General features: G+C 50.7%; 9 protein-coding genes. 1 reads left to right on the plus strand and 8 read right to left on the minus strand.

Annotated features, from left to right (window positions below):
• Positions 1-119 precede the first annotated feature (119 nt).
• The 8 genes from BLW29_RS19265 to BLW29_RS19300 form a co-directional block, all read right to left on the minus strand.
• Positions 120-1,019, minus strand: a complete 900-nt coding sequence (locus BLW29_RS19265; protein ID WP_090982588.1) for a carbohydrate ABC transporter permease — start codon at positions 1,017-1,019, stop codon at positions 120-122.
• A gap of 14 nt (positions 1,020-1,033) precedes the next feature.
• Entirely contained in the window at positions 1,034-1,939 is a 906-nt protein-coding gene (locus tag BLW29_RS19270; RefSeq protein WP_256208727.1) for an ABC transporter permease, read from the minus strand.
• Positions 1,940-2,218: 279 nt separating this feature from the next.
• A complete protein-coding gene (locus BLW29_RS19275; protein WP_090982591.1) occupies positions 2,219-4,429 on the minus strand; it encodes a helix-turn-helix domain-containing protein in 2,211 nt (736 codons plus the stop codon).
• A 107-nt stretch (positions 4,430-4,536) separates the two neighbouring features.
• Positions 4,537-5,919 carry an alpha-L-fucosidase gene (locus BLW29_RS19280; RefSeq protein ID WP_090982593.1) on the minus strand — a complete coding sequence of 461 codons (1,383 nt, stop codon included), beginning with the start codon at positions 5,917-5,919 and terminating at the stop codon, positions 4,537-4,539.
• Between the two features lie 37 nt (positions 5,920-5,956).
• Positions 5,957-7,252, minus strand: a complete 1,296-nt coding sequence (locus BLW29_RS19285) for a glycoside hydrolase family 125 protein (RefSeq protein ID WP_090982804.1) — start codon at positions 7,250-7,252, stop codon at positions 5,957-5,959.
• 59 nt (positions 7,253-7,311) lie between these two features.
• Positions 7,312-9,105: a glycoside hydrolase family 35 protein gene (locus BLW29_RS19290; protein ID WP_090982595.1), complete on the minus strand. Its 1,794-nt coding sequence runs from the start codon at positions 9,103-9,105 to the stop codon at positions 7,312-7,314.
• A gap of 268 nt (positions 9,106-9,373) precedes the next feature.
• On the minus strand, positions 9,374-10,279 hold the full coding sequence (locus tag BLW29_RS19295) for an AraC family transcriptional regulator (RefSeq protein ID WP_090982597.1): 906 nt from the start codon (positions 10,277-10,279) through the stop codon (positions 9,374-9,376).
• 158 nt (positions 10,280-10,437) lie between these two features.
• Positions 10,438-11,091 carry a glycosyltransferase gene (locus BLW29_RS19300; protein WP_090982806.1) on the minus strand — a complete coding sequence of 218 codons (654 nt, stop codon included), beginning with the start codon at positions 11,089-11,091 and terminating at the stop codon, positions 10,438-10,440.
• A 170-nt stretch (positions 11,092-11,261) separates the two neighbouring features.
• Here BLW29_RS19300 and BLW29_RS19305 point away from each other — a divergent pair, with 170 nt between their 5' ends.
• Complete coding sequence (locus BLW29_RS19305) at positions 11,262-11,792, plus strand: hypothetical protein (protein ID WP_256208728.1); 531 nt, start codon at positions 11,262-11,264, stop codon at positions 11,790-11,792.
• The last annotated feature ends 11 nt before the right edge of the window (positions 11,793-11,803 follow it).

Genomic DNA, 11,803 nt, shown 5'->3' on the forward strand with positions numbered 1-11,803 from the left:
GTTGCAGCTGCTCGAACTTCTCGAGCAGTTCCCCCTGATTGCCTGATTGACGACGCGCTACTGACTGATCGATGATGTCGTTGCCCCACCTCCACAAGTAGTTCACGCTATTGTTGAAGTTAGCCCTTTAAGGAACCAACCATAACACCTTTGACGAAATGCTTCTGTACGAAAGGATACATGATGAGAACCGGTACGCAGGCTACGACGATAAGCGCATATTTCAACACCTGCTCGAAGCCTTTATCCCGGAGACTCTGCGCGGTATTCGCCAACATCGCAGGATCAGCTGCATTCAGAATCAGCATGTTGCGAAGAACATATTGAAGTGGGAAGAGATGTTCCGACCTCAAGTAAATCAAGGCATCAAAGTAGGCATTCCAGTGTCCTACGGCATACATCAGCGTCATGACGGCCAGAACCGGCTTGGACAATGGTAATACGATGCTCATCAGATAGCGTATATCTCGGCAACCATCCATTTGCGAAGCTTCTTGGAGCTCCTGCGGAATCGAGGATTGGAAGAAGGTTCTGGCGATAATGACTTGGAAAATGGAGAACGCTCCGGGGAGCCATAGCGCCCAGCGCGTATCCAGCATGTGTAAATTTTTTACCAACAAGTACGTTGGTATGAGTCCGCCGCTAAAGAATAATGTCACCATCATGAGAATCATGATGTATTTGCGGCCCGGCATCGAACGCTGCGACAGCGGGAAAGCCATGAGGACCGTAAAAGCGACGTTAATCAGCGTTCCAAAAATCGTATAAATAAAGCTGTTATAATAACCTGTCATAAGCTGCGAGCTCTGGAAGATCGACTTATACGCTCTGAAGGAGAAGTCAACCGGATAAAGCCACACTTTGCCCGAAACAACGGCATCCGGCGAGCTGAGCGACGAGCTGAAAATATAAAGCAACGGATAAAGTACGGTCAGCGTAATTGCCGCAAGCAAGAGATAAAGACTTATCAGCAAGACACGGTCGCCGAAAGGTTCCCTGATTTTTTGTTTGATTGTCATAGACGGCCGCCTTTCTACCATAAGCTGTTTTGTGATACTCTGCGTGCAACTGCGTTGACACCGACAAGCAGGATCAAGTTAATGACGGAGTTGAATAGTCCAACCGCAGATGAGAAGCTGAAGTTCGCTCCGAGCAAACCAACCTTGTACACGTAAGTCGAGATAACCTCGGACGTACTCAAGTTCAATGAGTTTTGCATCAAGAAGATTTTCTCAAAGCCGACTGCCATTACATTGCCCAGACTTAGAATGAGCAGCGTAATGGTAATCGGGAGCAGGGAAGGCAAATCGATATGAATGATTTTCTTAAACCGCGATGCGCCATCCATTCGTGCAGCTTCATAGAGCGAAGGATCGACGCTGGCCAATGCCGCGATATAGATGATGGATGCATAACCCATTTCCTGCCACACGCCGGACCAGACATAAATGGATTTGAACAACTTCGGCTCACCCATGAAGTTAATGGACTCCCATCCTAAGAAGGACATGACCCTGTCAATTACCCCGACATGCGGTGAAAGCATCAATATAATAATCGATACCATGATTACCGTCGAAATAAAGTGAGGCGCGTACGTGATCATTTGAACCGACCGTTTAAAGAAGCCTGTCCGTATTTCGTTTAACGCCAGCGCCAGCAGAATCGGTATCGGGAATCCTGCCAAGAGCGAGTAGAAGCTGATGATCAGCGTATTTTTAATTAGGATCGGGAAGTTCGGCGAGCTAAACAAATTATCAAAGTGTTTAAACCCTACCCATGGGCTGCCCAAGATCCCTTTAATGACGTTAAAGTCTTTAAACGCGATGATTACTCCAAACATTGGTATATATTTGAAGATGATAAGATAGAGTACCGGTAGAAGGACAAGCAGGTATAGCTCCCAACTCCGCTTCATTTTGCCCCATGTCTGCGCCATCCGCATTACCCCTTTATTCAGTGTCGTATTCGATAGCTCGATTCTAGCCCGCCGAGGACAACACCAGCAATTCGTAAGATTCCGCGATACCACCTTTTTCGCATAGTGCACGGTTGACGGATTATAGCGTAAGGAAATAAGGGTACTCCTCATTTTTCTACAGATGGACTTTTTCGCCCCCATATAACTCCGAATTTCGTGTAGTTACGGCCTTTAAGCGCAAAAAAACCTTGGTATCCGCCACGGTTGCTGGCATGACCCAAGGTTATAGAATGCCCATCACTTCTGCTGCTTGCGATAATCACTTGGTGAAAGTCCCGCAACGTTCTTGAAGGCACGATTGAAGGAGTTGTAATTAAAATAGCCGACCTGCGCGCTTATTTCCTGTAAAGATGTATCGGTAGTGAGCAGCAGCTGTTTGGCTTTATCCATTCGAAGTCCGATTAAGAAATCCACGAAATTCCCGCCGGACTCTTCTTTGAACAGCTTGCTGATGTTCTTCGCATGAATGTTGAATTTGTCGCTAAGATGGTCAAGCGAGAGCTCCGGATTGGCATAATGCTCTTCGATATAGGCTCGAATATCGCCAATTACGGCACGCGTCCGCTGGGAATCCTTCAGCGCCTGCAAGCGATCCGTAGCAGCTTCGAAGATTCGGGTGCAGCCCTGCTTCAATTCCGCTGCCGTTTCCCAACTTCTCCCCAGTTCAACCAGCTCAGCACCCGCATCCTTCCACACATTGCGATAATCCTTGGACAGCTCCACGAATACGCGGCTAAGCTGCTGGTGCAGGAACTGCAGGAAGCTCTCGATTTCCTTCCGCGATGAGATGGAATCTTGGATTTGTTCGAACAGCTCGTCCAGATGTTTCTTCCAACTGCTTTCAGCAAGCCTGATCGCCTGAGATAGAGAGTGAATGGTGCCAAAATAATCATGTACACGGAACTTAGACGCATCAAGCTCTGATGGCTGAAGCAATCTCCCCGTCCCGAGCACGGCTTTATATTGCAGCAAATTGCCTGCGAGCTCGTAGGAGCTTCGAATGCCTTCGAGACTGTGCGCCACAGCTCCTGAGCCGATCGTAACCGTGAAGCTCAAATTGCTGTGAACCCATTCCACGATTTGCCCGCCGATGTGCACGCTCAGCGCAGCTGCATCTGCTTCATCCGGTACCCATACGACAGCGGCCAGCTTACTGTCTACAATCCACTCCGCCCAAACGCTTGCCCCGCTAAGCGCAGACATTTCCTGCGTAACGCTGGATACGACGAATTTGAGAATGGATTGATCCTGGTGATGATAATTCTCGATAAACTGCTGATAACGGTCAATTTCAAGCACAAGCACGAAAGCCTGCAAGCCCGCCGGATTGATATGATAGGTAAGCAAATCCGCCTGCCATTCTGACTCTCGAATAGGCACCCGGCCTTCCATGGCCTCATGGAAGCGATGCTTCTTCTTCAGAATAACCGTTTCTTTGTTCTGCTCTCTTGTCTTCGTCGTCTCCTCCATCAGATGCTCCAGCGCACCGCGGATAAACCCGAATTCATTGTCCCCGGTTTTGCCATCCTCCGGTTTAATTAACGCACTTGTCCGAATGAGGGAGACCAACTGACTGATCGGTTTATAATTGCGCCTCGTCACGTGAACGACCCAGATCACGCCAAGAAGAACGGCAACGATGGCAATGATGACCCAAATGCTATAGAAATTGAGGGCAAGCCGCGACAAAACCGAATCAACCGGCCCGCTCTCCACTTCCCATCCTGTATACGGAGAAACATAATGGGAAAGCACACTTCTGCTTCCTTGGCTTGCCGTGCTGTTATCCACTAAGCTGCTGCCAAGCTTGTCGCTGATGTGAACAAAAGTGAGATTCTGATCGTACATCGGCGAAATGGAGGCTTTCAACTTGGACAAGCTGACATTCACGACGATATAACCCTTCTTCTCGGTCGTAAAATGCGGATAATCCTGCACAAGCGTAATGACATCTTTCAGTTTCTCAGCCGTATAGGGTTTATAGCTTCTTTTTCCTGTCCATTTCCCAGGCGGCAGTCTTTTCTCTATGTAAGGTTGTATAAATGGCTTGTCCACGAAGTCTGAGGTAATGCCCGATCCGTCGCCAACGACGAAATCATCCTTTAACCGAATGAGATAGGCGGAATCGATGATCGGATAATTAAGCTTCCAGTCATCCATGAGCGTATTCGCTTGCATCGTGATGTACACATCTTCGCTCTTCGCATTAAAGAACTTCCTTAGCTCCGCAGTCGAAAGCGTATCCCGCAGGATGCGATAATCCAGCGTCTTGAGCGAATTGTCCGTGAACCGTACAACCTGCTGGGCAAGAAACTCATTGGCTTTAATCGCTTCTTTGCGGTTCTGTTCATTCAGCGTTTGGAAGAACACCACGAATAGTATGGTTACCACGACAAAAAACACGGGAAGATAAGATAATAGTAATTTACGGAACCAATTGCTGTTCATGTTTATCCCCCATTATCTTATTTCCCGCGCTACCGGTTAAAAATACACTTTATTCTACACTAATCAATCGCTTATTTCCAATCCCCCTAGTGAATCGATCCTATCATTTACTTCGTAGCGATGCGGAAAACATGTGCAATCGGAGCTGCACCGTCCAGCTGACTCTTCGGAAGATGTACGATGATGCCTTCTTGATCCCGCGTGTAGAACACATTTTCTTCCGTTCCCACGAGCTCAATGCCCGTAATCGCTTCTGTATACGGAATTCGGATCTGTTCGGAAACCGGTGAATCCTCGCTTGCGTACAGATACGTGCAGTAAACGGTGTCACCTTTGCGCGTAAATGCACAATCACTTGTATAGTAAGGCGCGCAAATGCGCGTGCCATAGACCGCTTCGCCATACACTTTCATCCAAGCTCCGAGATCCTTCATGCTCTTCACTGCGCCTTTAGGCAATCTGCCGTCAGGCTGTGGCCCGACATTCAGCGCCAGGTTGCCGCCCTTAGCTACAACCTCCATCAAGATATGAACCAATTGGCGAGCCGACTTGTACTTGTCCTCGAAGCCGAACGAGAACGACGTGCCAATGGTGATGCAGCTTTCCCACGGCACATGCAGCGGACGATCAGGGATCGTTTGCTCCGGTGTGACGTAGTTCTCATATGCGCCGCCAACTGTACGGTCAGCCGACAGCAGCCATGGCTGCGATGTCTGACGCGCACGCTCAACCACTTCGCCCAGACGAATATCTTGATTCACTTTGCCGCCGTCTCGTACCCAACCGGCATCCAGCCATAGAATGTCGATACGGCCGTAGCGAGTCATCAGCTCCATAATTTGCTCATGCGTGAACTGGACAAATTTCTCCCACATCGAAGGATGCTCCGCCGGATTGTATGAAGGTCCGCGCCACATATGACGACCTCTCTCCATTCCCGGTGCCCAGTAATAAGGGGTATTCCAGTCCGCTTTGGAGAAGTACGTCGCGATCGCCAGCCCTTTATCACGGAAGGCATCGAATACATTCTTGCAGATATCAGCGTAACGGTGTGCATGGAAAGGCGTTTCCTTGCCCGTAATGCGGTAATCCGTCGTATGCGTGTCCCACATGCAGAAGCCATCGTGATGCTTAGTCGTGAAGATCAAGTATTTGAAGCCGCCTTCGGCAGCTACTTCTGCCCACTTCTCCGGTTCGAAGCGAATCGGATTAAACGTCTTGTTCAGCGCGAAATACTCGCGCTTCATTTCTTCATAGTCATTCGTCCAATCGACGTCGTTTCGTGCCCAGTCGCCGTCTTCGTCACTAAGTGTCCACGATTCCACCATGCCGATCTGGGAATAGGGACCCCAGTGCATCATCAAGGCGAGCTTCTGATCCTGGAACCATTCCAGACGCTCCAAGGTTACTGGGTCCGTCGGTTTGACCCAATCGGATTCACTGCTATAGTTATGAACGCCATTTTCCACTTCATGTACGGTTTCACTCATGTTGTTAGCCTCCTTAATGTTAACGATGCTTCGCTGCTTATGCGAGCATAGCCCCAAGCTTCTTCTCATTGATCAGCTTCAGGATCAGCTCGCCGAACAACGTGTTTGCCCAAGCAAACCACGATCTTGTGAACTGCGTAGGATCATCCACGCTGAAGCCTTCGTGCATAAAGCCGGTGTCTCCATCGGTAGCGATCAGCAGCTTCACGAGCTCCGCGATTTCCTGATCATCGGTCGAGGTGAGTGCTTGCATAACCAAGCTGATGTGCCAGATATAACGCGGCGGCGTATGCGGGCTTCCGATGCCCTTCGCACAGCTGCCTTCGTAGTAATAAGGGTTGTCCTTGCTTAGAATGAATCGGCGCGTATTCAGATAAATCGGATCTTCCTTGGCTGCATAGCCCAGGTAAGGAATGGACAACAGGCTTGGCACGTTCGCATCGTCCATCAGCGTGTAATTGCCCTGCCCATCGGTTTCATACGCGTACATATCGCCGTACACCGGATGCTTGTAAATGCCGAAATCGCGAATGCCACGGTCGATGTCTTCCTGCAGTGCAAGGGCTTCGCTCTGCATAGACGCATCGCCAAGCACTTCGGCGGCGATCTCTGCCAAGTAGCCAAGCACTACGCTCGCGAACATGTTAGCCGGAACCAGATACCCATAGGCGCATGCATCATCACTTGGCCGGAAGCCGGACCATGTCATGCCTGTGTAGCTGACCGGTGCGCCCATTCCGTTGTTGTGGATCGTATCGCTTGGCGGGCCTGATAGACGGGTGAAGCGGTAAGGCGACTCCTCCACATGCTTCTGCTCCGTGCGCCATAGCTGTAGAATACGTACCGCCGCCTGCTTGAAATCGTCATCGAAAGCAGCTGTGCTGCCAGTTTGTTTCCAGTACAGGTAGCTGATCTGGAGCGGATAACAAAGGGAATCAATCTCGTATTTGCGCTCCCACACCCATGGGCTTGGCGCAGGCAATTCGGTCACATCGTTCTCGTAGCGCATGTCGTTGGCCTCTTCATTGAAGGCATTCGCATAAGGATCGATGAGGATGCAGCGGAATTGGCGCTTCAACAGCCCTTCGATAATGCCGCGAAGCTCCGGATCTTCCGAAGCCAGCTGAATATAGGGCCTGACCTGTGCACTGGAATCCCGCAGCCACATCGCCGGGATGTCGCCGGTAAATACGAAGGACGTACCGTCTTCCAGCTTACGCGTGGTTGTTTCCAATGTGTTCGGGAAGCATTGCTTGAACATATGAAGCAGCTTCGGATGCTGCGCTAGCTCTGTTTCCGCCATAGCTAGAATATTTTGAATCGATTGCGGCATTTGGATTGAAGTTGTCAAGCGGATTCACCTTCTTATGTGTATTTTGTAGTTCCTTCTTATTACTCGGCTTGCTGCGGCTGGCGGTTTAGAACCGGCGTATCCGTAAGCATAACCGTCGATGCTTGCGAAGCATCATGCAGCTCGAATACGATGATTTCATTGCTGCCTTCTCGGAGAAGAGGGGCTGGCACATACAACGTTTGTTGAGGACCTTTGCTCCAGTAACGCCCCAGGTTGAAGCCATTGATGAAGACGACACCTTTCGTCCAGCCCTGCATGTCCAGGAACGTATCTGCGCCGGCTTCGGAAACGTGGAAATTTCCTTTACAGAACCGAGGACTATCCGCCGCATTCGCAATTGCATTCGAGCTGTCAGCGGCCCAAGCCAGCTTCGATAAGTCTTCCAGCGGAATCGGTCGAATGGTCCAATTAAATAGGAATTGGAACCCCAGTCGAACCCCTTCCGTGATCCCTTTGCGATCTCTGAGGTAAGGGCCATAGTTGATTCTGCCCATATTCTCAACGAGAATATCCAGCCTCGCGCCTTCGGCCGGCACTTCAATCGCCAGCGATTGCGGTGTCTGCGATCGTTCGATTACGCCCTTGAATTCGCCATCCACATAAACCAATGCCCGGTCGCGTACCTCTTGCAGGTGGAGCTGCTCCGAAGGCCGCGGTCCGGAAATGTGCGTTGAATACAAGATAAACCCATAATTCTGTCCAACCTTCTCCATCGGAAGCGGCGTAACGGATTGGATCGGTGCCGACAGAGCATCGAGCTGTTCCCATAACGCTGCCTGCTCTGTCAACTCGACTTGCCCGTAGGCTCGGCGAGGGATAACAGGAGGCAACGCCAACGGACCAAGCTCCTCATACCGTGCAATGACCTCGCGGAACGCATAGTACTTGGCTGTCGGCACACCAGACTCATCCAACGCAGAATCGTAGTCATAGCTCGTAATCGTAGGCTCGTAGAGATTCGGCTCCTGGCAGTTGGCGCCATTATAGAACCCGAAATTCGTACCGCCATGGAACATGTAGAAGTTGACGGAAGCGCCGGCAGCCAGCATTTCGTCCAGCACTGCTGCCGCGTCTGCAGCATCGCGTGTATGATGCGGTTTGCCCCAATGGTCAAACCACCCATTCCAATACTCCATGCACATCAGCGGCGAATCCGGCTGATATTCCTTCAGCTTATCGAAAGAAGAGGTTGGATTGGATCCGAAGTTGACCGTTGACAGCACGCCTTGGACAGATCCGCCCTGCAATAGCGCATCTGTGGGGCCATCTGAGGTGAACAGCGGTACATCGATACCGCGATTAATCAGAGCCTGGTGCAAATAGTCCAAGTATACGGCATCATTGCCATAGCTGCCATATTCATTCTCGATCTGTACGGCGATAATCGGTCCGCCATTTGTGCAAAGCAGCGGCCTCAGCCGCGGAATGAGTACATCATAATAAGCATCAACCTTGCTCAGATACGCGGGATAGCTGCATCTCAGCTGCATATCGGAATCGGCCAACAGCCATGCAGGCAGACCGCCAAATTCCCATTCCGCACAAATATATGGACTCGGACGAACAATGACATGCATGCCGAGACTGCCCGCAAGCTCGATATAAGCGAACACATCGGCTAGTCCATCGAAGCAGAACTGCCCCTCATACGGCTCATGCACGTTCCAGGGAATATATGTCTCCACCGTGTTTAGTCCGCAAGCTTTCATCTTCATTAAACGGTCTTGCCAGTACTGAGGGACAATCCGGAAATAATGCATAGCGCCGGACAGAAGTCGGACGGGCTTGCCTTCATACACAAACGCATTTCCTTCTATAGAAAAATGGGTCAATATGCTCGCTCCTTGCCTCTGTCTTGTAGACATAGGATAAACGCGGTACTTCCTGCGCTCAACGGGATTTTTTCGGGAAGTTCACCTTTTTCCACCCTGAAGTGGGCACTACACCATTTTCTCAAGCCCCTTCTACGTTGAAAAAGGAGATGTCGGCGAAACTTGCATCCTCCAATCGCACATCATTCGCCTTCCGGAAGAAATGAGAAAAAGCGCAGCCGATTATCGACCGCACCTTTTCCTAATCAGACTATTCGATTAAAGCCGCTTACGCTTTGCGTTTCACCGGGACATAAATGTCCATCTCCACCAGCTCTTGGTCCGGGTGGCAGCGATAATCGTACAGCTCGAACTCCGCAGCACCGGAATGCTCATAGCCGGAGTGCGGGAACCACTCGCCGAAGACTGCTCCCCACGTGCTTTGGATCGAGTTCGAGAACTGCTCCGTCGGCACCTTTGGCGTCGTAAACACCGCATATTCAGCAGCAGGGAACTCGCGGCAAATAAGATCCTCCGGCACGTTGTCGAAGCTCTCCGCTTCCATGCCAATTAGGTACTTGAAGCTTCCGGTCGCCATATCGAAGCCGTGGCAGATGCCGAGCTCAATCGGGCTTTCCTTATGCACGCGGTTCGGAATACGGCACGCCCAGCCGTTCTTCAGATACTCCTGCCAATAGGCTGGAATTTGACGCTGATTCTCCCCGTCGTTCGTGGAGGTTTGAAGTTCGTAGCCGATGACCTTGTACGCTGGTTTGGTTTCAATCCGGTAATTCATGCGAATGCCTCCCAAATATGGATTGTATTTGCGCTGCAGCACGTTTAGCTTCGAGTAAGCCGGCGGCTTGATCCCTTGCTTGCGATAGTCAGCAGGCGTCATCTCGAACATGCGCTTGAAGGCGCGGGTGAACGTTTCATGATTCTGAAAGCCGTAGTTCAGCGCAATGTCGAGCAGCCTTGTATCCGAATAGGCCACCTGCCATGCCGATAACGCCAGACGACGCTTACGCACGTATTCCATTACGGTATCTCCCGCCATGGACAGAAAGACCCGGTGGAAATGAAAGTCGGACAGCCTCGCGACCTGCGCCAGCCGCGATAAGGACAGCTCCTCCGCTACATGTGCTTCTACGTAATCGATAGTCGTTTGGATCTGCAGCAGGTAATCCTCCCTCATTCGAATGCACGACCTCCTCTAACTTGCAGTACTCGTACTCCACAAATTGTAACGTGGCTTCAGCCTAATTTCTTGATGATTCTTGCTGAATCCTGCTCGCAGCATAAAAAAGACCACCGTACTTTCCCGGTGGCCAATTCTTCGTGCTATGAAGTTATTTATTTGAACTTATCAGGGAACTGAGCAACGATCCCCTGCGTGAGAATGTCCGCGAACATCAGCATGTGTGCCAATCCCTCGTCAAAAGCCAGAATATCGCCATTCCAGTCTTTCTTCATCCTCGCGGCCACAGCGACCGTAATGAACTGCAAATGCCGATCCATGATGTCCTTAATTTCTTTGTAGGTCCAATTCGGGTTAGCACCGCTTAGAAATTTGGCAATATCGTCGGCATTGCGGTACCACGCTTTAGTATGCTTCTCCAAGTCTGCCTGGTTGCCGGACTTCACCGCTTCAAGCACTTGCCCGGCAAGCAGGATATGCTCCCGCAGCAGCTCAGCCAGCTTGTTGCCTGCATTCTCGCCATAGTACGGCTTAACGGCGTTGCCGAGATCCTGTTGATTGCGAAGCAGACGTTCCAGCACCTTATCGCGGTCTGCAAGTCCTTCGGTTGCACTCACGATGTAGGCTCTTGTCCAGTAGATATGGTCGCCCCACAGCTTTCGGAGCTCTTTGTTCAGGTTTACCATCGACTGCGTATAGCGTAGTTGATGGGCATGATGATCCTGCCTTGACGCTGAGGCATGTACTGGGGTAACTCCCAGCCCAAGCAGCACGCATACGAGCGTTAGGCTCAGCCATTGTTTTCTCATCCGCATTGTTGTTCTTCTCCTTTTTTGTGAGGCCGGTATAGTCGGTAGGGTTAGCCCCTTTATTGTGGACATTTCCATTGATTTCATGCACGTAAGGTGAACTCTCGGCATCTATTAATTGGAGTATAGTAACTAGCAGCGACATGAATGAGAGAGTAGGGGATAAGAGAATGTCGATGAAGAGAAACAGCAGCAGAGTCTTCACAAGCAGCCGTAAGCTCCAATTCAGCCGAGCCACCACGAGCAGCGGCAAAACAAAAGGAACTCCCGTCAAAAGCAGCCGTAAATTTCAAAAATGCTGCTCGGGGCGCACCAGGAAAAGCTACAGCAGAGCCGTGTATTCAACGGGAATTCTCCGGAGGAATCCCGGCACCAACTTTGCCCTCGTTGACCTTGTTAACCTAGGCTATAAAAATGCCTTGCGAATGTGTGTTCAAGTATTCGACTGGTCGAGCGGCCTGCCTGTCGCACTCAAGGTGTCGCCGTGCAATACGACCAAGTGTTTCGTCCCCCTTGCCCCGGGCACATCGAATTTCGTGTACGCGGACGTGTCGAGCGTTTCGTATAAGTACGAAGTGCGCATCAGCCGAAGCACAGCCAATCGCAACGTGATCCTCAACGTGTTCGGCCTCAGCAAAGAGCCGCTCACGCCGCAGACCGGCAACAACGTGCTGCAGCATGCGCTTGTCCGCATTAAATGAGTTTGCAAGCC

The sequence above is a fragment of the Paenibacillus sp. CF384 genome (assembly GCF_900106745.1).
Lineage (GTDB): Bacteria > Bacillota > Bacilli > Paenibacillales > Paenibacillaceae > Paenibacillus_Z.

Coding starts and splice junctions, on each gene's coding strand:
- BLW29_RS19265 (WP_090982588.1), bottom strand. CDS start 1,019: ATGACAATCAAACAAAAAATCAGGGAACCTTTCGGCGACCGTGTCTTG.
- BLW29_RS19270 (WP_256208727.1), bottom strand. CDS start 1,939: ATGGCGCAGACATGGGGCAAAATGAAGCGGAGTTGGGAGCTATACCTG.
- BLW29_RS19275 (WP_090982591.1), bottom strand. CDS start 4,429: ATGAACAGCAATTGGTTCCGTAAATTACTATTATCTTATCTTCCCGTG.
- BLW29_RS19280 (WP_090982593.1), bottom strand. CDS start 5,919: ATGAGTGAAACCGTACATGAAGTGGAAAATGGCGTTCATAACTATAGC.
- BLW29_RS19285 (WP_090982804.1), bottom strand. CDS start 7,252: ATGCCGCAATCGATTCAAAATATTCTAGCTATGGCGGAAACAGAGCTA.
- BLW29_RS19295 (WP_090982597.1), bottom strand. CDS start 10,279: ATGAGGGAGGATTACCTGCTGCAGATCCAAACGACTATCGATTACGTA.
- BLW29_RS19300 (WP_090982806.1), bottom strand. CDS start 11,091: ATGAGAAAACAATGGCTGAGCCTAACGCTCGTATGCGTGCTGCTTGGG.
- BLW29_RS19305 (WP_256208728.1), top strand. CDS start 11,262: ATGTCGATGAAGAGAAACAGCAGCAGAGTCTTCACAAGCAGCCGTAAG.